Source organism: Klebsiella quasivariicola, from assembly GCF_002269255.1.
Lineage (GTDB): Bacteria > Pseudomonadota > Gammaproteobacteria > Enterobacterales > Enterobacteriaceae > Klebsiella > Klebsiella quasivariicola.
Map to the genome: position 1 here is coordinate 1,760,598 of NZ_CP022823.1, position 20,209 is coordinate 1,780,806.

General features: G+C 58.9%; 17 protein-coding genes and 1 pseudogene. 13 read left to right on the forward strand and 5 right to left on the reverse strand.

The window, feature by feature from the left end; all coding sequences use genetic code 11:
* Positions 1-96: 96 nt before the first annotated feature.
* Positions 97-1,002 carry a LysR substrate-binding domain-containing protein gene (locus B8P98_RS08945; RefSeq protein WP_025713966.1) on the reverse strand — a complete coding sequence of 302 codons (906 nt, stop codon included), beginning with the start codon at positions 1,000-1,002 and terminating at the stop codon, positions 97-99.
* Positions 1,003-1,129: 127 nt separating this feature from the next.
* Here B8P98_RS08945 and mhbT point away from each other — a divergent pair, with 127 nt between their 5' ends.
* The 10 genes and pseudogenes from mhbT to B8P98_RS08995 all read left to right on the forward strand — a co-directional run bounded on the left by mhbT (position 1,130) and on the right by B8P98_RS08995 (position 13,244).
* The gene (gene mhbT, locus B8P98_RS08950; protein ID WP_080898062.1) at positions 1,130-2,488 is read left to right on the forward strand and encodes a 3-hydroxybenzoate transporter MhbT; all 1,359 of its coding nucleotides are present in this window, start codon (positions 1,130-1,132) and stop codon (positions 2,486-2,488) included.
* An 11-nt stretch (positions 2,489-2,499) separates the two neighbouring features.
* The gene (gtdA, locus tag B8P98_RS08955) at positions 2,500-3,537 is read left to right on the forward strand and encodes a gentisate 1,2-dioxygenase (protein ID WP_080898061.1); all 1,038 of its coding nucleotides are present in this window, start codon (positions 2,500-2,502) and stop codon (positions 3,535-3,537) included.
* Between the two features lie 17 nt (positions 3,538-3,554).
* Positions 3,555-4,256 carry a fumarylacetoacetate hydrolase family protein gene (locus B8P98_RS08960; RefSeq protein WP_080898060.1) on the forward strand — a complete coding sequence of 234 codons (702 nt, stop codon included), beginning with the start codon at positions 3,555-3,557 and terminating at the stop codon, positions 4,254-4,256.
* A gap of 8 nt (positions 4,257-4,264) precedes the next feature.
* Positions 4,265-4,909 (forward strand): maleylacetoacetate isomerase, encoded by a 645-nt coding sequence (maiA, locus tag B8P98_RS08965; RefSeq protein ID WP_025713962.1) that lies wholly within the window; start codon positions 4,265-4,267, stop codon positions 4,907-4,909.
* Between the two features lie 12 nt (positions 4,910-4,921).
* The gene (locus B8P98_RS08970) at positions 4,922-6,115 is read left to right on the forward strand and encodes a 3-hydroxybenzoate 6-monooxygenase (protein WP_025713961.1); all 1,194 of its coding nucleotides are present in this window, start codon (positions 4,922-4,924) and stop codon (positions 6,113-6,115) included.
* Between the two features lie 74 nt (positions 6,116-6,189).
* The gene (gene dusC, locus B8P98_RS08975) at positions 6,190-7,122 is read left to right on the forward strand and encodes a tRNA dihydrouridine(16) synthase DusC (protein ID WP_025713960.1); all 933 of its coding nucleotides are present in this window, start codon (positions 6,190-6,192) and stop codon (positions 7,120-7,122) included.
* 352 nt (positions 7,123-7,474) lie between these two features.
* Entirely contained in the window at positions 7,475-8,839 is a 1,365-nt protein-coding gene (locus tag B8P98_RS08980; RefSeq protein WP_080898057.1) for a carbohydrate porin, read from the forward strand.
* Positions 8,840-8,994: 155 nt separating this feature from the next.
* A complete protein-coding gene (gene bglG / locus B8P98_RS08985; RefSeq protein ID WP_080925013.1) occupies positions 8,995-9,828 on the forward strand; it encodes a transcriptional antiterminator BglG in 834 nt (277 codons plus the stop codon).
* Between the two features lie 31 nt (positions 9,829-9,859).
* Positions 9,860-11,834, forward strand: a pseudogene (gene bglF / locus B8P98_RS08990) (PTS beta-glucoside transporter subunit IIABC).
* A 15-nt stretch (positions 11,835-11,849) separates the two neighbouring features.
* Complete coding sequence (locus tag B8P98_RS08995) at positions 11,850-13,244, forward strand: glycoside hydrolase family 1 protein (RefSeq protein WP_025713955.1); 1,395 nt, start codon at positions 11,850-11,852, stop codon at positions 13,242-13,244.
* 33 nt (positions 13,245-13,277) lie between these two features.
* Here the strand turns inward: B8P98_RS08995 and B8P98_RS09000 are convergent, their stop codons facing one another.
* On the reverse strand, positions 13,278-14,012 hold the full coding sequence (locus B8P98_RS09000; RefSeq protein ID WP_025713954.1) for a class I SAM-dependent methyltransferase: 735 nt from the start codon (positions 14,010-14,012) through the stop codon (positions 13,278-13,280).
* Between the two features lie 128 nt (positions 14,013-14,140).
* Between B8P98_RS09000 and mdtQ the strand changes: the two genes are divergently transcribed.
* Positions 14,141-15,580, forward strand: coding sequence for a multidrug resistance outer membrane protein MdtQ (gene mdtQ, locus B8P98_RS09005; protein ID WP_025713953.1), 1,440 nt, complete (start codon positions 14,141-14,143; stop codon positions 15,578-15,580).
* 33 nt (positions 15,581-15,613) lie between these two features.
* Here mdtQ and B8P98_RS09010 read toward each other — a convergent pair whose 3' ends face one another.
* Positions 15,614-16,183: a DedA family protein gene (locus B8P98_RS09010; protein WP_025713952.1), complete on the reverse strand. Its 570-nt coding sequence runs from the start codon at positions 16,181-16,183 to the stop codon at positions 15,614-15,616.
* 152 nt (positions 16,184-16,335) lie between these two features.
* Here B8P98_RS09010 and B8P98_RS09015 point away from each other — a divergent pair, with 152 nt between their 5' ends.
* Together B8P98_RS09015 and pbpG are read left to right on the forward strand one after the other, a co-directional pair.
* The gene (locus B8P98_RS09015; RefSeq protein WP_008804043.1) at positions 16,336-16,923 is read left to right on the forward strand and encodes a Yip1 family protein; all 588 of its coding nucleotides are present in this window, start codon (positions 16,336-16,338) and stop codon (positions 16,921-16,923) included.
* A 188-nt stretch (positions 16,924-17,111) separates the two neighbouring features.
* On the forward strand, positions 17,112-18,062 hold the full coding sequence (gene pbpG / locus B8P98_RS09020) for a D-alanyl-D-alanine endopeptidase (protein ID WP_167382646.1): 951 nt from the start codon (positions 17,112-17,114) through the stop codon (positions 18,060-18,062).
* A 315-nt stretch (positions 18,063-18,377) separates the two neighbouring features.
* On the opposite strand, the gene B8P98_RS09025 is transcribed toward pbpG, so the two are convergent.
* Positions 18,378-19,400 (reverse strand): IS110 family RNA-guided transposase, encoded by a 1,023-nt coding sequence (locus B8P98_RS09025; protein ID WP_095032646.1) that lies wholly within the window; start codon positions 19,398-19,400, stop codon positions 18,378-18,380.
* 227 nt (positions 19,401-19,627) lie between these two features.
* Positions 19,628-20,182 carry a GNAT family N-acetyltransferase gene (locus B8P98_RS09030; protein WP_008804045.1) on the reverse strand — a complete coding sequence of 185 codons (555 nt, stop codon included), beginning with the start codon at positions 20,180-20,182 and terminating at the stop codon, positions 19,628-19,630.
* Positions 20,183-20,209: the final 27 nt, after the last annotated feature.

The following is a 20,209-nucleotide window of genomic DNA, read 5'->3' on the forward strand; positions in this document are numbered from 1 at the left end:
TACAATTAATCCCTAAAATGTGCTACCGATCACATCATGAATTCTGCGCATCCCGGACATAGACAACAGGAACCGACCGGTTATTCGGCGAGCACGCTAGGCGGCGAGATAGTGCAGAAAGCGGGCGAGGGCCTGGGAGGGCACTTCGCTTTTGCGCCAGAACACCCCAACGCTACCTTTTTGCTCTATACGCGGCAAATTAAGAATCGCCAGCTGGCGATGTTCGGCGTAATGCTGCGCCAGCCGCAAGGAAAGAATAGAGATCATATCGCTGCTTTGCAGCAAATTGCTGGTGACGTTCATCGAGGCCGACTCAATGGTGTTCTCCGGGAGCATCACGCCGTTATCCACGAGGGCGTTATCAATACTCTGGCGAATGGGGGTGCCGGTGGGCCAGACAATCCAGCGCCAGGCGGCGAGATCCGCCCAGCTCAGGTGCGCCCGGCTGGCTAACGGATGGTCGGGACGGGCGACAAAACAGACCGGTTCGGTATACAGCACCCGATAGTTGAGCGGCAGTTCGAGCGCGCGTCCACCGACCCGGCCCACGACCACATCCACCACCCCGGAGAGCAGATCGTGCAGCAGTGGGGTCATCACTTTCTCTTCAATATTCAGATGCAGGGTCGGCATCTCGTTGAGCAGGGCGAGGATCGCCTGCGCCACGCAGTCTGTCGCCACCGGTGAGCAGCCGATCATCAGGCTGCCGACCAGACCGCCTTGCTTAAAGCGCTCAATCTCATACTGCGATCGCGACATGTCGTTGATCAGCCGCTGGGCGTGCTGGATCAGCAGTTTCCCCCCTTCCGAAGGGCGCAGTCCCTTACTGTGGCGCTCAAAGAGCGGCATGCCTACCTCATCTTCAAACTGCGTCAGCCATTTGGAGAGCGCGGGCTGGGTAATATTCATCATTTTCGCCACCTGGGTCAGGTTGCCTTGCTCACCCAGCGCCACCAGCATTTTCAGATGCTGCAGCTTCAGTTTTTGCGTCCAGTTCGCCATCAGTCGATAACCTCCAGGTTATGTCTGCGCCCGAAAAGCCATTGTACATTTCATCGCCATGATTACAAAATCGCAACATAAAAGAAATAAATACAACATCTACCCTGACCTGCACTGAGGCATCATTATGGCTCAACGACGTGAACTACAGACCTTACTCAACGCAGCGCCGGTTGGCGCCCTGCAGTGGCGTGTGATTATCTGCTGTTTTCTGGTGGTGATGCTTGATGGTTTCGACACCGCCGCCATTGGTTTTATCGCCCCCGATATCCGCGTTCACTGGCAACTGAGCGCCAGCGAACTCGCGCCGCTGTTTGGCGCCGGACTATTGGGATTGACCGCCGGGGCGCTGCTCTGCGGCCCGCTTTCCGACCGCTTTGGCCGAAAACGGGTGATTGAGTTCTGCGTCGCGTTGTTTGGCTTATTTAGCCTGCTCTCCGCGTTCTCGACGAATCTTGAAATGCTGGTGATCCTGCGTTTTCTCACCGGTCTGGGATTGGGCGGGGCGATGCCCAACACCATTACCATGACCTCGGAATATCTGCCCGCCCGCCGCCGCGGGGCGTTAGTGACCCTGATGTTCTGCGGTTTCACGCTTGGCTCGGCGCTGGGCGGCGTGGTCAGCGCGCAGCTGGTGGCGCATATCGGCTGGCACGGCATTCTGGCGCTGGGCGGGATCCTGCCGCTGCTGCTGGCTGTCGCGCTGCTGTGGGTGCTGCCGGAATCGCCTCGCTGGCAGGTGCGCCGCGGACTGCCGCAGGCGACCATCGCCAGAACGGTCAGCGCTATCACCGGCGAGCGCTACCCCGATACCCATTTCTGGCTGGATGAACCGGCGGCCGGGCCGAAAGGCAGCATTGGCCAGCTGTTTGTCGGCCGCCAGCTGGCGATCACCCTGATGCTCTGGGTGGTGTTCTTTATGAGCCTGCTGATTATCTATTTGCTCTCCAGCTGGATGCCGACGCTGCTTAACCATCGCGGGATAGATCTCCAGCATGCCTCGTGGGTCACCGCCGCGTTTCAGATCGGCGGCACGATGGGTGCTTTACTGCTCGGCGTCCTGATGGACCGCTTTAATCCCTTCCGTGTGCTGGCGCTGAGCTACTGTCTGGGCGCGCTGAGCATCGTGATGATTGGTTTAAGCGAAAACGGACTCTGGCTGATGGCGCTGGCGATCTTCGGTACCGGCATCGGCGTCAGCGGTTCACAGGTGGGGCTTAATGCGCTAACCGCCACGCTCTATCCCACCCAAAGTCGCGCCACCGGCGTCAGCTGGTCTAATGCCGTCGGCCGCTGCGGCGCCATCGTCGGCTCGCTCTCCGGCGGCATGATGATGGCGATGAATCTCTCTTTCAGTACGTTGTTTTACGTTATTGCGGTTCCGGCTGCGGTCAGCGCGGGGATGCTTATCCTGCTGACGCTGGCGGTCCGCCACTCTGGATCGGTACCCGACGCGCTGCCCTCCACCGGCATCGTGAATAAGTAAGGAGAAGAATAATGACATCATTCACCACCGAGGCGAGCCGCGATCGCCAGCAGTTCTATCACCAGATTTCCGGGCAGAATCTGACCCCGCTGTGGGAATCGCTGCACCATCTGGTGCCGCAAACGCCGAATGCCAACTGCGCCCCGGCGTACTGGAACTACCAGGAAATTCGCCCGTTGCTACTGGAGAGCGGGCAGCTCATCGGCGCCAAAGAAGCGGTGCGCCGGGTACTGGTGCTGGAGAACCCGCAGCTGCGCGGCCAGTCGTCTATTACCTCATCACTGTATGCCGGCCTGCAGCTGATCATGCCCGGTGAGGTGGCGCCGAGCCACCGTCATAACCAGTCGGCGCTGCGCTTTGTCGTGGAAGGCCATGGCGCGTTTACTGCCGTCGACGGCGAGCGCACGGCCATGAGCCCTGGCGATTTTATTCTCACGCCGCAGTGGCGCTGGCATGACCACGGCAATCCGGGGGAGGAACCGGTTATCTGGCTGGATGGTCTCGATTTACCGCTGGTCAACTATCTCGGCTGCGGTTTTGCGGAGGATTATCCGCAGGAGCAGCAGCCGGTCACCCGTCAGGAGGGCGATTACCTGCCGCGCTACGCGGCCAACATGCTGCCGCTGCGCCATCAGGTGGGAAATTCCTCGCCGATTTTTAACTACCGCTACGACCGCAGCCGCGAGGCGCTGCACGACCTGACCCGCTTCGGCGAGGCCGACGAGTGGGACGGCTACAAGATGCGCTACGTCAACCCGGTCACCGGCGGCTATCCGATGCCCTCGATGGGCGCTTTCCTGCAACTGTTGCCGAAAGGGTTCCACTCGCGGGTGGCGAAAACCACCGACAGCACCATCTACCACGTGGTGGAAGGCTGCGGTCAGGTGACGATTGGCGAACAAACCTTCATCTTCCAGGCGAAAGATATCTTCGTGGTGCCGACCTGGCACGGCGTGTCGTTCAACGCCAGCGAAGAGTGCGTGTTATTCAGCTTCTCGGACCGTCCGGTACAGGAGGCTTTAGGCCTGTTCCGCGAAGCGCGTTATTAATAATAAGGAAAACCATCATGACTCAATACGTTTTTGCACCCCAGGCGCCGATTAGCATCCCCGTTGTTGGCAGCGATGAGCAGTTCCCGGTACGCCGCGTGTACTGCGTTGGCCGTAACTATGCCGCTCACGCCCGGGAAATGGGCTTCGATCCCGATCGCGAGCCGCCGTTCTTCTTTTGCAAACCGGCCGATGCGGTCGTACCGGTGGCGGCAGGCGAAACGCTGGATTTACCGTATCCGGCGCAGACCGACAACTATCATTACGAAATTGAGCTGGTGGTGGCGATTGGTAAGCAGGGGCGCGATATTCCACTGGAGCAGGCGCAGGAGTATATCTGGGGCTACGCCACGGGTCTCGATATGACCCGTCGCGACCGCCAGATGGAGATGCGCCAGATGGGGCGCCCGTGGGAAATTGGCAAAGCCTTCGATCTTTCCGCTCCCATCGCGCCGCTGCATAAAGCCGCCGATGTCCACAATGTCACTCAGGCCGGGATCTGGCTGCAGGTGAATGGCGAGGATCATCAGCGCAGCGATATTCGCCATCTGATCTGGTCGGTGAATGAAACCATCAGCTATCTCTCGGGCTTTTTCGAACTGCAGCCAGGGGATCTCATTTTCACTGGCACCCCGGAAGGCGTTGGCGCGGTAGTGAAGGGCGATGTGATCACCGGCAACGTTGACGGACTGACGCCTGTTGCCGTTCGCGTGGTGTGAGGTGAGCGATGAAGCTGTACAGTTTTTTTAACAGCTCGGCCTCCTACCGGGTGCGTATTGCGCTGGCGCTGAAGGGGATTGATTATCAGGCCGTTGGGGTCAATATCCGCATCGGGGCGCAGAATGCGCTGGAGTACCGGCGGCTCAATCCGGTGGGGCTGGTGCCGACGCTTATCACCGATGAGGGTGAATCGCTGGGCCAGTCGCTGGCGATAATCGACTGGCTCGACCGCCACTATCCGCAAATGCCGCTGCTGCCGCAGGAGGATCCGGCGCGGATGCGGGTGCTGGAGATGGTCTACGCCATCGCCTGCGATATTCATCCGATTAATAACATGCGGGTTTTGCGCTACCTGAGCGACGAGCTGAAGGTCAGCGAAGAGGAGAAACAGCGCTGGTACGCCCACTGGATCCAGCAGGGGTTGAGTGCGCTGGAGCAGTTGCTGCGCCAGGCGAAATCTGGCGATTACTGCGTCGGTAATACGCCGACGCTCGCCGACTGCTGCCTGGTGCCGCAGTGGGCTAACGCGCAGCGGATGGGGTGCGATCTGAGCCATTATCCGCGCTGCCAGGCGGTTTACGACGCCTGTACCCGGCTACCGGCGTTTATCGCCGCCGCGCCGGAAAATCAACAAGACAAAATTCCGGCCTAGGGAGGAGGGAAGATGGCGAAAGTGACGCGAGCAATTATCGTCGGCGGCGGCATTGGCGGCGCGGCGACGGCGCTCTCCCTGGCGCGCCAGGGGATCAACGTGATGCTGCTGGAAAAGGCGCATGAAATCGGTGAAATCGGCGCGGGTATCCAGCTGGGGCCGAATGCGTTTTCGGCGCTGGATAGCCTGGGCGTCGGCGAAGTGGCGCGCCAGCGGGCGGTATTTACCGACCATATCACGATGATGGATGCGGTGAATGGGGAAGAGGTGGTGCGTATCGAGACCGGCCAGGCCTTCCGCGACCATTTCGGCGGCCCGTATGCGGTGATCCATCGGGTGGACATTCACGCCACCGTGTGGGAAGCCGCGCTGACCCATCCCGGTGTGGACTACCGGACGTCGACTCAGGTGGTGGATATCCGTCAGACCGCCGATGACGTGACGGTCTTTGACGATCAGGGCAACAGCTGGACCGCCGATATCCTGCTGGGCTGCGACGGCGTGAAGTCAGTGGTGCGCCAGAGTCTGCTCGGCGATGCGCCGCGGGTCACCGGCCACGTGGTGTACCGCGCGGTGGTGGAAGCGGCTGACATGCCGGAAGACCTGCGGATTAACGCGCCGGTGCTGTGGGCCGGGCCGCACTGTCATCTGGTGCACTATCCGCTGCGCGGCGGCAAACAGTACAACCTGGTGGTTACCTTCCATAGCCGTGAAAGCGAAGAGTGGGGCGTGCGCGACGGCAGCAAGGAAGAGGTGCTCTCTTACTTTAAAGGGATTCATCCGCGGCCGCGGCAGATGCTCGACAAGCCAACGTCCTGGCGCCGCTGGTCTACCGCCGACCGCGAGCCGGTTGCAAAGTGGGGCAACGATCGCATTACCCTGGTTGGGGATGCTGCCCATCCGGTGGCGCAATATATGGCGCAGGGTGCCTGCATGGCGCTGGAGGATGCGGTCACGATCGGTAAAGCGCTGCAGCAGTGCGACGGCGACGCTGCCCGCGCCTTCGCGCTGTATGAGTCGGTACGTATTCCGCGTACCGCGCGGATTGTCTGGTCAACCCGTGAAATGGGGCGGATTTATCACGCCGCGGGCGTCGAGCGGCAGGTGCGTAATCTGCTGTGGAAGGGCAAAAGCCAGCAGGAGTTCTATCGCGGCATGGAATGGCTGTACGGCTGGAAAGAAGACAACTGCCTCGAACCGCGCTGAGGCTCTGCATTGAGATCTTTCAACCGACGCACAGAGGCGCTACCATAGCGCCTCTTTTTTTTCCGGGTAACGATATGCGTGTATTACTGGCGCCGATGGAAGGCGTGCTCGATTCGCTGGTGCGCGAGCTGCTGACCGAGGTTAACGATTACGATCTGTGCATCACCGAATTTCTGCGCGTGGTGGACCAGCTGCTGCCGGTAAAATCGTTCTACAGGCTGTGCCCGGAGCTGCACCATCAGAGCCGCACCCCATCCGGCACCCGCGTGCGCGTCCAGCTGCTGGGACAATATCCCGAGTGGCTGGCGGAAAACGCCGCCCGCGCGGTGGCGCTGGGTTCGTGGGGCGTGGATTTAAACTGCGGCTGTCCGTCGAAGCTGGTGAACGGCAGCGGCGGCGGGGCGACGTTATTGAAAGATCCCGAGCTTATTTATCGCGGGGCGAAAGCCATGCGCGAAGCGGTGCCCGATCATCTGCCGGTGACGGTGAAAGTTCGTCTCGGCTGGGACAGCGGCGAACGGCGCTTTGAAATCGCCGACGCGGTACAGCAGGCGGGCGCCAGCGAGCTGGTGGTGCATGGCCGCACCAAAGAGGATGGCTACAAAGCTGAACGCATCAACTGGCAGGCGATCGGCGAGATCCGCCAGCGCCTGACCATCCCGGTGGTCGCCAACGGTGAAATCTGGGACTGGCAAAGCGCCCAGGAGTGCATGGCCGCCACCGGCTGCGATTCGGTGATGATTGGCCGCGGGGCGCTTAACGTGCCGAATCTTAGCCGGGTGATCAAATACAACGAACCGCGCATGCCGTGGCCGCAGGTGGTTCAGCTGTTGCAAAAATATACCCGCCTGGAAAAGCAGGGCGACACCGGTCTGTATCATGTGGCGAGAATTAAGCAGTGGTTAGGCTATTTACGCAAGGAATATACCGAGGCGCTGACCCTGTTTAATGAAATTCGCGCTCTGCAAACCTCAGCTGAAATAGCGGCGGCGATCGCCCGCTATTAAAATATTGTTATTTGCTTCACATATTATTACTTACCTGCCTATTGATGGTAGGCATGAGTTGAATAAAGTGATAATGTGCAGTCAATCAATTCAGGATTGCTACTGAACCCAGGCAAAACCTAAGCACTTTCGTCATTCGTGGCGCAAAGTGCTTAGGTTTTTTTTTGGCTAAAATTCAATGGTGAAAAAATGGTTATGTAAAACAATAGGTTGTAATTAACGTTTTCTCTGGCATCGTCGCGGTTTTATTACCGGCGGACGCCCTTTGCCATTCATTTTTTAAAAAAGAAAACAGGTAAATAAATAACCTGGGGATCCCCTTTGTTTTTATTCAGTCACGGTGGATATCACAATGCATAACAAAAAAATAAATCAGCTTCTGATCGGCGCGGCGCTGGCGGTAATGGTGCCTGCCGTGAGCGCCGCGGAAACTCCGGCGTGGAACGGCAGCGTGCTGGGGTTCGAAGCCGGGCAGCAAGGGCTGTTGGGCGATATGCTGGGCATTCGTCCGATCCTCGAAGAGAACGGCTTTCATTATAATCTCGGCTATCTGAATGAGATGGCCTACAACGCCGGCGGCGGTTATGACCATGATAAACACCTGGCCTATATTGACCAGGTGGCGCTGACCTTTACCCAGGATCTGGAGCGCTGGACCGGCATACCGGACGCCCGACTCGAAGGCAATATCGTCAACCGCAACCACGATGATAACCTCACTACAAAACGGCTGCAGGATCCGCGGGTGAGTTTCAACGATCTGTCGCAGGAGAGCTGGGGCGGCGGGTCAGTCACCCGTCTTGGCTGGCTGACCTTTGCCCGCAGCTTTGACGACCGTCGCCTGACCTGGCGCATCGGCATGATGAACAAGGTGCAAACCTTCGACCAAATCATACCCTGCGATTTTCAACTGCTGACCCAGTGCGGCGGCAAATCGGCCAACTCGCTGACCTGGAATAACTGGAATATCCACACCTGGGGGACCACCCTCGAGTACAAGCTGACGCCGACGGTCACTCTGAAAGGCGGGGTGATGGAGCAGAATCCGCAGGCCGCCTCGCGCAGCCACGCCTGGAGCTGGTCGACGAAGGGCAGCAAAGGCATTTTACTGCCGATGGAGATCGAAACCCGTCCGCTGATTAATGGCCTGCCGGGGGCTTATAACCTCGGTGTGGTCTGGACTAACGCGCCGCAAAGCGATCTCTACAGCGGCAAATCCGGCGGCGCCGGGGCGACCGATCCGCAAGGCTATGCCGAGCACGACAGCACCTGGTTTATGTACGCCGGCCTCAACCAGCAGATTACCCGTCACGCCGACGATCCGCTGCGGGGAATGAGCGTCTCGCTGAGCGGCAGCCTCAGCGACCAGCGCAGTAACTATATACACTCCGCCGTCGCCGCCTCCATGCGCTACCGCGGGCTGTTTGACGCCCGTCCGGAGGACTGGATTGGCTTCGGCCTGACGTGGATCGACATGAGCAGCCACTATGCGCGGAATCAGCGCTATATGAACCAGCTCAGCGGCGCCACCGACTATAACGATCCGGCTTATCAGCCGGTGGCCGGCCACTCGCTGAACGGCGAGCTCTATTATCGCTTCCGTCCGGTCTCCTGGCTGGAGCTGCAGCCGGGCCTGCAGTACTGGCACCGTCCGGGCGGCGTTGCGCAGACCCAGGACGCGTGGGTGGTGGAGTGGAAAACCGTCGTGACCTTCTGATAGTCGCGATCTTAATCACGTTTTTTCACTTGTCAGGTTGAGCGCGCAGCAGAAGTTGTTACAGTGCGGGTGTTGGATTGCAACTGCTGCGGCAGGCAAAACCTGATCACCTGGCGTTTCGTCGGGGGTCAGGTTTTTTTGTTTCTGGGGTCTATATGCAAATCGCCAAAGTACTCAATAACAATGTGGTGGTGGTTCTTGACGAGCACCGGCGCGAACAGGTGGTGATGGGGCGAGGGCTGGCCTTTCAGAAACGCCCGGGCGACGTGCTGGATGACAGTAAAATTGAAAAAGTTTTCGCCTTACAAAGCGATGAGCTGGTTGGTCGCTTAGGGGAGCTGCTTAGTCAGATACCGTTAGAAGTGATGACCACCTGTGACCGGATCATTGAGCTGGCCCGCGGGCGGCTGGGTAAGTTACAGGACAGTGTGTACATCACGCTAACCGACCACTGTCACTTTGCTATCGAGAGGCAGAAGAACGGCGTCGCGCTGCGTAATGTACTGCTGTGGGAGATCAAGCGGCTGTATCCGAAGGAGTTCGCGCTGGGTCAGGAGGCAAGGGCCATTATTGCCAAAAGGCTTGGCGTGGAGCTGGCGGAGGATGAAGCCGGATTTATCGCCCTGCATCTGGTGACGGCGCAGCTCAACAGCGAAATGCCGGAGGTCATGCACGTGACCCGGGTGATGCAGGAGATCCTGCAGCTGGTGAAGTATCAGCTGCAGCTGAATTACGATGAAGAGTCGCTAAGCTATCAGCGTTTCGTTACCCACCTGAAATTTTTCGCCCAGCGGATGCTGACGCGCACGGTGGTGGAAGATGACGACCTCTCGTTGCACAGCGCGGTGAAAGATAACTACGCCAAAGCGTGGAAATGTGCGGAAACGGTGGCGACGCATCTGCAAAAGCAGTATCAGCGCGCGCTGACCACCGAAGAAATTATGTTTCTTGCCATTCATATCGAACGGGTAAGAAAAGAGGGGCGTTAATTCTCCCCCAATAAAACTGGATTGTTACTGCATCATGCAGGCAAAACCTGAGCGCGACGCCCACCGGCGTGGTTCTCGGGTTTTTTTATTTTTTACTACTCAGTCGCCGGTTGTCTGCGGGCAGCGGCAGTAAGGAAAAGAGCATGGAATATAAAGCACTCGCGCAGGATATTCTCAACCGCGTCGGCGGCAAAGAGAACATTGTGAGTCTGGTTCACTGTGCGACACGTCTGCGTTTTAAACTAAAGGATAACGGTAAAGCCGATGCCGAAGGGCTGAAGGCCAATCCGGGCGTCATTATGGTGGTGGAGAGCGGCGGCCAGTTTCAGGTGGTGATTGGCAACCATGTCCATGATGTCTGGCAGGCGGTGCGTCAGGAGGCGGGATTGAGCGATGATAGCGAGCCGGTTGCCGGGGAAAAAGCGGCAAAAGGGTCGGTGTTAAGCCAGCTTATCGACATCATTTCCGGCATTTTTACACCGTTTATCGGCGTGATGGCGGCGACCGGTCTGCTGAAAGGGATGCTGGCGCTGGCGGTGACCTGCGGCTGGCTCATGCCGGAGCAGGGAACCTATAAAATCTGGTTTGCCGCCAGCGACGCGCTGTTCTTTTTCTTCCCGCTGTTTCTTGGCTATACCGCCGGTAAAAAGTTTGGCGGCAACCCGTTTATCTCGATGGTGATTGGCGGGGCGTTAACCCACCCGCTGATGATTCAGGCCTTTGAGGCCAGCCAGGCGCCGGGGGCGGCGGTGGAGCACTTTCTTGGCATCCCGGTGACCTTTATCAACTACAGCTCATCGGTGATCCCGATTATTCTTGCCTCATGGGTCTGCTGCTGGCTGGAGCGCAAGAGCAACGCGCTGCTGCCGTCATCGATGAAAAATTTCTTCACCCCGGCGATTTGCTTGGCGGTAGTGGTGCCGCTCACCTTCCTGGTGATTGGCCCGGTCGCCACCTGGCTCAGCCATCTGCTGGCCAACGGCTACCAGTTTATCTACGCGTTTGCGCCATGGCTGGCGGGCGCGGTACTGGGCGCGATGTGGCAGGTGTGCGTGATTTTCGGCCTGCACTGGGGGCTGGTGCCGTTGATGATCAATAACATGACGGTGCTCGGTCACGACTCCATGCTGCCCATTATCCTCCCGGCGGTGATTGCCCAGGTGGGTGCGGTTCTGGGGATTTTGCTGGCCACCCGCGATGCGCGCCAGCGGGTGCTGGCGGGGTCGGCCTTCTCTGCCGGGCTGTTTGGCATCACCGAGCCGGCTATCTATGGCCTGACCCTGCCGCTGCGTCGTCCGTTTATCTTCGGCTGTATCGCCGGCGCCATCGGCGGGGCGATCACCGCCTTCAGTAATAGCCATGCTTACTCGTTCGGTGTGCCGAATATCTTTTTCCCGGCGCAGATGATCCCGCCTGGCGGGATTGGCGCCAGCGTCTGGGGTGGGCTTATCGGCACCGGCGTGGCTTTCGTGCTCGCCTGCTTGCTGACCTTCTTCGCCGGTCTGCCGCGTGCCAGCGCTGCACAGGGCGCCGTAGCGGTAGCCCCGGCCTCGGCAAACGACATTCTGGCGCCGATGAGCGGTAGCGTTATCGCCCTCGATCAAGTGCCGGACAGCACCTTCGCCAGCGGCTTACTCGGTAAAGGGATTGCCATTATCCCGGCGGTGGGCAAAGTGATTGCGCCATTCTCGGGCGAAGTGGCCTCCCTGTTTCAGACTAAACATGCCATTGGCCTGCAGAGCGATAGCGGCATTGAGCTGCTGATCCACGTCGGCATCGACACCGTTAAGCTCGATGGCGCGCCGTTTACCGCGCATGTTAAAGAGGGCGACAAAGTTAAAGCGGGCGATCTGCTGATTGAGTTCGATCGTCAGGCGATTCTGGACGCCGGTTACGACCTGGCGACCCCGATTATTATCAGCAACAGCGACGACTACCGGGAAATTGATACGGTGGCGTCCAGCGCCGTCGAAGCCGGTCAGCCGCTGTTGTCAGTCAGCCATTAATCACAGGAGAGAGAGATGAAAACATTCCCGGCGGATTTTTTATGGGGCGGCGCGACTGCGGCGAATCAGGTGGAAGGGGCTTACCTGGAAGATGGCAAAGGCTTATCCACCTCCGATGTGCAGCCGCACGGCGTGTTCGGCGAAGTGGTCGAGCGCGTACCCGGCGACAACGGGATTAAGGATGTGGCGATCGATTTTTACCATCGCTATCCGGAAGATATTGCCCTGTTCGCTGAGATGGGCTTCAACTGCCTGCGGGTGTCCATCGCCTGGACCCGCATCTACCCCAACGGCGATGACGCCGAACCAAACGAAGCCGGCCTCGCGTTCTACGACACGCTGTTTGACGAGATGGCGAAGTACAACATCACCCCGCTGGTGACGCTGTCGCATTACGAAATGCCGTGGGCGCTGGTGAAAAACTACGGCGGCTGGGGGAGCCGGGAAGTGATTGGCTTCTTTGAGCGCTACGCCCGGACGGTGTTCAGCCGTTATAAAAATAAGGTCAAACTGTGGCTGACCTTTAACGAAATCAATATGTCGCTGCATGCCCCCATGACCGGGGTCGGTCTGCCGGCCGGCAGCAGCAAAGGCGAGGTGTATCAGGCGATTCACCACCAGCTGGTGGCCAGCGCCCTAGCGGTCAAAGCCTGTCACGAGCTGGTGCCTGAGGGCAAAATCGGCAATATGCTGCTCGGCGGGCTGATGTATCCCCTGAGCTGCAAACCGGAGGATGTGTTTGAAACGCTGCAGGAGAATCGCAGCTGGCAGTTCTTTGGCGACGTGCAGGCACGCGGCGCGTATCCCGGCTATATGCAGCGCTATTTCCGCGACAACGGCATTACGCTCACCATCACCGACGCCGATCGTGAAGCGCTGAAAACCACCGTCGACTTTATCTCTTTCAGCTACTACATGACCGGCTGCGTCACCGCCGACGAGGCGCTGAACCAGCAGGCGCGCGGCAATATTCTCAGCATGGTGCCGAACCCGCATCTGGCGAGCTCGGAGTGGGGCTGGCAGATAGATCCTCTCGGTCTGCGCACGCTGCTGAATGTGCTGTGGGATCGCTATCAGAAACCGCTGTTTATCGTGGAAAACGGTCTGGGCGCCAAGGATAAGGTGGAAGCCGACGGCAGCATTCACGATGACTACCGCATCAGTTACCTGAACGACCATCTGGTGCAGGCGCGGGAAGCCATTGACGATGGCGTTGAGCTGATGGGCTTCACCAGCTGGGGGCCGATTGACCTGGTGAGCGCCTCGAAGGCAGAGCTGTCGAAGCGCTACGGCTTTATCTATGTCGATCGCCATGATGACGGCACCGGCACCCTGGCGCGCAGTAAGAAGAAGAGTTTTGACTGGTATAAGGACGTGATTGCCAGCCGCGGCGCCAGCCTGAAAGCGTAAAGAATACCCGCCCGGCCAGCGCCGGGCGGGCGATTAGCCCGGTTTGCGCGCGCGCAGTAAAAAGATCATCGGGCGCTCTTTCTCCTCCTCCAGCGCGGGCTGGGCGGCAATCTGTTCGGCGGTGGGCCCCCATTCATCCAGCTGCTCCAGCACAAAACCCGCGGCGATAAGCGCGTTTATCCAGCTTGCGAGCTTGCGATGCTGCTTGATGACGCCCTCGGCAAACCAGTTGCTGACGCGCTCACCCTCCTGCTGATAGTGACTGACCGGCCAGCTTTTCTGTCCCTGCTCATCCACCTGCCAGCCCTGCTGCAAGGGGGCGGTATAGATGGGATGTTCAGCGGAAAAGACCAGTGTGCCGCCGGGAACCAGCGCCCGATGCAGGGTGGCAAAGAGCGGAGCAATGTCCGGTAAATAATGCAGCGCCAGCGAACTGTAAACCAGATCGCAGCAGTTGGCGGGCAGCGTCAGGGTTTGCAGATCGGCGCAGCGATAGTCAATCTCATCCCTGCGGGTCATCTCCCGCGCCTGCGCCAGCATGCGCTGGGAGATATCGAAACCGGTTATCTGGCGGGCTCCCTGCTGTTGTGCCCAGCGGCAAAACCAGCCGTAGCCACAGCCGAGATCTATCACTCGTAAACCGGTTACTGGCGGCAGTATCGCCTGCAGAGATGACCACTCGGGTGCGCCATCCAGCCCCTTCACCGAGCGATCGAGGGTCGCATAGCCGGCAAAAAACTGCGGGTCGTCATAAATATTCTGGCTCATATTCATCCCTTGAATTTGTAAGGTTGTTTATTTTTAGCAAACTAATAATTTAGTCACACGCTTTACTAAACGGGTAAAATTCAATTAATTTATGATAACTATCCTGATTAAGTTATCTGACCTCTCTAATGAAATTGATATTAAATAAAAGCGTGCTGGCGGCATTGCCTCTGGCCATCGCGCTGGCTGGCTGCGCGCCATCTCATGAGATTGCTAACCCGCCGCAGCAGCAAATTCCGGCTTCCCACGTGTCGATGGAGCTCCCTGCCGCCGTCAAAAATGGCTGGCCGCAAACCGAGTGGTGGAAAGACTACCACGACCCACAGCTCAATAATCTGATCCAGCGAGCGTTAGCCAACGCCCCGGATATGCAAATTGCCGAACAGCGGATCCGTCTGGCGGAAGCCCAGGCCAGAATGTCGCAAGCCAATCTTGGCCCGGAGATGGATTTCTCCGCCGATGTTGAACGCCAGCGCATGTCGGCCGAAGGCCTGATGGGGCCGTTCGCCACCGACACCGACGGCAACACCGGCCCGTGGTACACCAACGGTACCTTCGGCCTGACCGCCGGCTGGGATCTGGACCTGTGGGGCAAAAACCGCGCACTGGTTAAAGCGCGCATCGGCGAGCTGAAAGCCCAGGTGGCCGAGCAGGCCCAGACCCGCGAATTGCTTTCCGGCAGCGTGGCGCGTCTGTACTGGCAGTGGCAGACAGAAGCGGCGATCAAAGCGGTGCTGCAGCAGGTGAAGAGCGAGCAAAATAATATTGTGACGGTCGATAAGGCGCTGTTCCAGCGTGGGATCACTAACTCTGCCGAAGGGGCAGAGAACGATATTAACGTCAGCAAAACTGACCAGCAGCTGGCGGACGTAGCAGGCACGATGAAAGAGATCGAAGCGCGGCTGATGGCCCTGACCAACAGTCAGAGCCAGTCGCTCAATCTCAAACCCGCCGGCCTGCCGACGGTCAGCGCGCAGCTGCCTGATACTCTCGGCTATGAGCTGCTGGCGCGCCGCCCGGATCTGCAGGTCGCCCACTGGTACATTGAGGCGTCGCTGAGTGAAGTGGACGCAGCGAAAGCGGCGTTTTATCCGGACATCAATCTGATGGCTTTCCTGCAGCAGGATGCCCTGCACTTAAGCGACCTGTTCCGCCACTCGGCGCAGCAGATGGGCGTCACCGCTGGTCTGACGCTGCCGATCTTTGACAGCGGCCGCCTCAATGCCAATCTGGATATCGCCAGCGCGCAGAACAGCCTGTCGATCGCTCAGTACAACAAAGCGGTGGTGGATGCCGTTAACCAGGTGGCGAAAACCGCCAGCCAGGTCGAAACATTAATGGCGAAAAGCCAGCAGCAGCAGCAGGTTGAAAAAGACGCCCAGCGGGTGGTGGACCTGGCGCAGGCCCGGATGAACGCGGGGATCCTCCCTGGCTCGCGGGTAAGCATGGCTAAGCTGCCGGCGCTGCAGGAGCGGATTACCGCGCTACGCCTGCACGGCCAGTGGCTCGACGCCAGCATTCAGCTGACCTCGGCCCTCGGCGGCGGCTACCACCAGACGGTGAAGTAACCGCCACCCACGGCGCGCCCGCGGGCGCGCCGCTTAGTCTTTCTTTTTCCCCTCGCGCCGCCTGAGCCACCAGTGGGCGGCCACCACCACCACCACCGCCAGAATAAGCCAGATCCAGTGTTTCAGATGAGCATCCAGATGGTGTAGCCACGGGCCGATCACCTCGCCGCCGAGATAGCCAATAGTGGTAAACAACAGCGCCCATACCAGCGCCCCGAGGATATTTAGCGGCAGGAAAACCCGTGGCGACAGGCGGCTGGCGCCGATCAGCAGAGGGCCGATCACTCGAAAGCCGTACATAAAGCGTGAGCCAATGACAAACAGCCACGGCCGGTGCTGGATCATGCGCTGCGCTTTACGTATTCGCGTCTTCTGGCTGGCGAAACGGCGCAGAATGCGCCCGCCAAAGCGGCGGCCAAGCAGGTAGAGCAGCTGATCGCCAATCATCCCGCCGAGGGCGACGGCGATCACCACCAGGGGAAACTTCAGTAGCCCCTGATGCGCCGCGACGCCGCCCAGCAGGGTAATGGTCTCACCTTCCGCCATGCTGCCGACGATCAGCGCCGCATAGCCATACTGGGAAATCAGGTGATTGATATCCATAAACAGCTTATCTCCTTATTTCATCATTATTAATCATACACCCTGCTGACCAAAACGCGGCGAAGGAGATTTTTTGTGCTGTACACAAAATAATCTACAGGCTGAATTATACTTGGATCAGTGCTGTACGAAGCCGTGACAAGGGGGACGCTATGAACCATGTCTGGGGGCTCTTCGCTCATCCCAACCGGGAGATGAGCGTGATTAAGAGCGAGAATGAAACCATTTCTCATCACTATACGCATCATGTGCTGCTGATGGCGGCGGTTCCGGTGGTCTGCGCCTTTATCGGCACCACGCAGTTGGGCTGGAACTTCGGCGATGGCACGGTGATTAAACTGTCGATGTTGACCGGGCTGGCGCTGGCGGTACTGTTTTACGCGGTGATGCTGGCCGGGGTAGCGATCATGGGGCGGGTAATCTGGTGGATGGCCAGACAATATCCGCAACAGCCTTCGCTGAAACGCTGCATGGTGTTTGCCGGCTATGTGGCTACGCCGCTGTTTCTGAGCGGGATCGTGGCGCTCTATCCGCTGGTCTGGCTGTGCGCGCTGATCGGTACCATCGCGCTGTTTTACACTGGCTATCTGCTCTATCTTGGCATCCCGACCTTCCTGAGCATTAACCGGGAAGAGGGGTTAAGCTTCGCCAGTTCGACGTTGGCCATTGGGGTACTGGTGCTGGAAGTTCTGCTGGCGATCACCGTGGTGCTGTGGGGGTATGGCTACCGACTCTTCTGATCGGACGGCTCGGGTAAATATGCATTGCCGGCAAATATGTATTTTGTGTCGGCAATGCAGCATTTCTTCACGATTCTTATTAGGCACAGGGCCTTACGGCGCGGTATGATGGCGTTTGCCAGCGATGTTGCCCACTTAACCTCGCGGCGTACGTTCCATAACGTGCAAAAATACTTTTCAGAATGCCCATGATGCCGAAATTTCGAGTCTCTTTGCTCAGCCTGACTTTGCTGCTGGCTGTGCCTTTTGCGCCCCAGGCGTTAGCAAAAACCTCCGCGGCGGTTGCCGCCTCGCAGCCGGACATTGCCTCCGGCAGCGCCATGATCGTCGATCTGGCCACCAAAAAAGTCATCTACGCCAGCCAGCCGGATCTGGTGCGCCCGATGGCGTCGATCACCAAAGTGATGACCGCCATGGTGGTGCTCGACGCCCATCTGCCGATGGATGAAATGCTGACAGTGGATATCAGCCATACCCCGGAAATGAAGGGGATCTACTCCCGGGTGCGCCTCAACAGCCAAATCAGCCGCCGCACGATGCTGCTGCTGGCGCTGATGTCTTCCGAGAACCGCGCGGCGGCCAGCCTGGCGCATCACTACCCGGGCGGCTATGACGCTTTTATCCGTGCGATGAACGCCAAAGCGCAGGCGCTGGGCATGACCCATACCCGCTACGTGGAGCCGACAGGCCTGTCGGTACATAACGTCTCTACCGCCCGCGATCTGTCCAAACTGCTGATCGCCAGCGAGCAGTATCCGCTGATCGGCCAACTGAGCACCACCAAAGAAGAGACTGCCACCTTCGCCCATCCGGCCTACAGCCTGCCGTTCCGCAACACCAACCATCTGGTGTATCGCGATAACTGGAATATCCAGCTGACTAAAACCGGCTTCACCAACGCTGCCGGCCACTGCCTGATTATGCGTACGGTGATTAACCAACGCCCGGTGGCGCTGGTGGTGATGGATGCCTTCGGGAAATACACCCACTTCGCCGACGCCAGCCGCTTGCGGACCTGGATCGAGACCGGGAAAGTGATGCCGGTACCCGCCTCGGCGCTGAGCTATAAAAAGCAGCGCGAATCGCAGATGGCAGAGGCGATGCTGAAAGGCGGCGCGCAGACCGCGCAGAACGATTAATCTACATGTCCCCCGGATGGCGGCTCGCGCCTTATCCGTATATGGACACCTCCCGTTATGCAAGTCATCTCTGCATTTTGTGTAACGGGGTAAGGTGCGTTCGTATATCCGGCCTCTCTTACGATACCGTCGTATCCGGGCCATGATGTTATCTGCGCATCTGTTTCCATTCGGGCTAGCGGCTTTGTTTTCCAGGGAGCCTTCGGATAAGTCGGAATGACAGATGCCGGTCTTACCTGTTACTCATCACACTTTGCTGACTGCACTCTCACGGCAGGTTATTGCTCTTTTACTGCATGGGTTACAGGCCGCCGGTTAACCGGCGGCCTGTAACCCATGGTAATCTTCTTCGCGGCTCAGTATCGCCCATGCTATTCGCGCATTCTTGTTCGCCAGCGCCACCGTCGCGATATTCCGGTTTCGCCTTTCCGATAACGCCTTCAGCCACTGGCTGCGTCTGTCGGTTTTATTCTGACACGCGTTCAGCACCGCACGCGCACCGTGGATTATCAGCGTCCGCAGGTAACTGTCTCCCCGTTTGCTGATAGACCCCAGCCGCGCTTTCCCGCCACTGGAGTGCTGCCGCGGGACCAGACCCAGATACGCCGCCATCTCCCGACCACTTTTGAACTGTCTGCCATCGCCGACCGCCGCCACCAGCGCACTGGCCACCACCGGCCCCATACCCTCTATCGCCAGCAGCCTTTTTATCCGGATATCATCCCGTGCTGACTGCTCAAGCCGCCTGTCATGGCGGGCGACCCGCTCATCCAGCATCTGCAGCTCTTCCGCCAGTTCGCTCAGCAGGCGGATAAAGCGGTCATCCCACAGCTCTTGTTGCGACAGTATCTCCGGCAATGCCTTACGTAGCTGCCTTATTCCCACCGGCAGTACCAGACCAAACTCACCCAGCAGTCCCCGCATCTCATTACTCAGGGCTGTCCGGGCGCGGACGAGCCGGGCCCGGACGCGGTGCTCTGCCTGCAGCGTCTGCTGCCGCTCTGTCTTCATGGCCACAAAGCGCATTCCGGGACGGCTGATAGCCTCGCAGATAGCTTCCGCGTCGTTGGCGTCATTCTTCTGCCCTTTAAGATAGGACTTGACCCGCTGAGGCGGGATAATGCGTACGGTATGCCCCATACGGGTCAGCTCGCGGGCCCAGTAGTGGGCGGCGCCGCAGGCTTCAATCCCGATAAGGCAGGGAGAGAGTTGAGAGAAAAAGGCGGTCATGCGGTCCCGGCGCAGGGTTTTACGCAGGACAACATGTTCATGGTGATCCACGGCATGTATCTGGAAGATATTTTTAGCCAGGTCGAGACCAATACGTTTAATATTCATGATGGACACCTCCTCCGGGGATCTGGGGTTAACACCTCAGTCTGGCACTTTGATGCCGTAAGGTGGGAGGTGTCCATCACATCGGGCTACGTGATTTGGCACCCGGTTCGCCCCTTTCATAGGCACTGCGTTTGTGCCGGATGGCGGCTAACGCCTCTACGGAACCGCGCTGAACGGTAGCCCGGCTAAGGCGGTTACGCCGCGAGCCGGGGATTTGACACCAGATATCACTCCGGCAGCGTCCAGTCGCCGTCACCCAGCGCACGCTGCATAATCAACGTATCCCGCCAGTCGCCCATCTTGTAGCCCACGCTGCGCAGTTGACCCGCCACGGTAAAACCAAACTTTTTATGGATCGCCAGCGAACCAGCATTGTTATGGCCATCACCGATGATCGCCAGCATCTGCCGCCACGGGCCTTTCTCACATTCGGCGATCAGCCGCGACAGCAGCGCGCTGCCGATACCGCGCCCGCCCATTCCCGATTCCACGTAGATCGATTCCTCAAGCGTGTAGCGATAGGCCGGACGGGGCCGATAGAAGGTGGCGTAGCAGTAGCCGACGATAGCGCCGCGCCACAGCGCCACCAGCCAGGGCAGCCCGTTATCGCGGACGGTTTTGATCCGTTTACGCATTTCGTCAACGGTAGGGGGGATCTCTTCAAAGGAAGCGCGGCCATTGAGCACGTGCCAGACATACAGCGCGGCGATGGCGTGCGCATCGTCGGGCAGCGCTTCACGAATTTCTAAATCACTGTCGAGTAACGGGGCCTCTGCGGGCATGGCGGCGCTCCTGAATCTGCCGGAGAG

What these genes read in the sequence shown, in the direction of transcription:
- B8P98_RS09010 (WP_025713952.1), bottom strand. Translation starts at nt 16,183, where the DNA reads ATGGATATCAATCACCTGATTTCCCAGTATGGCTATGCGGCGCTGATC.
- dusC (WP_025713960.1), top strand. Translation starts at nt 6,190, where the DNA reads ATGCGTGTATTACTGGCGCCGATGGAAGGCGTGCTCGATTCGCTGGTG.
- B8P98_RS09000 (WP_025713954.1), bottom strand. Translation starts at nt 14,012, where the DNA reads ATGAGCCAGAATATTTATGACGACCCGCAGTTTTTTGCCGGCTATGCG.
- B8P98_RS09015 (WP_008804043.1), top strand. Translation starts at nt 16,336, where the DNA reads ATGAACCATGTCTGGGGGCTCTTCGCTCATCCCAACCGGGAGATGAGC.
- B8P98_RS08980 (WP_080898057.1), top strand. Translation starts at nt 7,475, where the DNA reads ATGCATAACAAAAAAATAAATCAGCTTCTGATCGGCGCGGCGCTGGCG.
- B8P98_RS08945 (WP_025713966.1), bottom strand. Translation starts at nt 1,002, where the DNA reads ATGGCGAACTGGACGCAAAAACTGAAGCTGCAGCATCTGAAAATGCTG.
- B8P98_RS08995 (WP_025713955.1), top strand. Translation starts at nt 11,850, where the DNA reads ATGAAAACATTCCCGGCGGATTTTTTATGGGGCGGCGCGACTGCGGCG.
- mdtQ (WP_025713953.1), top strand. Translation starts at nt 14,141, where the DNA reads ATGAAATTGATATTAAATAAAAGCGTGCTGGCGGCATTGCCTCTGGCC.
- mhbT (WP_080898062.1), top strand. Translation starts at nt 1,130, where the DNA reads ATGGCTCAACGACGTGAACTACAGACCTTACTCAACGCAGCGCCGGTT.
- B8P98_RS08960 (WP_080898060.1), top strand. Translation starts at nt 3,555, where the DNA reads ATGACTCAATACGTTTTTGCACCCCAGGCGCCGATTAGCATCCCCGTT.
- pbpG (WP_167382646.1), top strand. Translation starts at nt 17,112, where the DNA reads ATGATGCCGAAATTTCGAGTCTCTTTGCTCAGCCTGACTTTGCTGCTG.
- bglG (WP_080925013.1), top strand. Translation starts at nt 8,995, where the DNA reads ATGCAAATCGCCAAAGTACTCAATAACAATGTGGTGGTGGTTCTTGAC.
- B8P98_RS09025 (WP_095032646.1), bottom strand. Translation starts at nt 19,400, where the DNA reads ATGAATATTAAACGTATTGGTCTCGACCTGGCTAAAAATATCTTCCAG.
- B8P98_RS08970 (WP_025713961.1), top strand. Translation starts at nt 4,922, where the DNA reads ATGGCGAAAGTGACGCGAGCAATTATCGTCGGCGGCGGCATTGGCGGC.
- maiA (WP_025713962.1), top strand. Translation starts at nt 4,265, where the DNA reads ATGAAGCTGTACAGTTTTTTTAACAGCTCGGCCTCCTACCGGGTGCGT.
- gtdA (WP_080898061.1), top strand. Translation starts at nt 2,500, where the DNA reads ATGACATCATTCACCACCGAGGCGAGCCGCGATCGCCAGCAGTTCTAT.
- B8P98_RS09030 (WP_008804045.1), bottom strand. Translation starts at nt 20,182, where the DNA reads ATGCCCGCAGAGGCCCCGTTACTCGACAGTGATTTAGAAATTCGTGAA.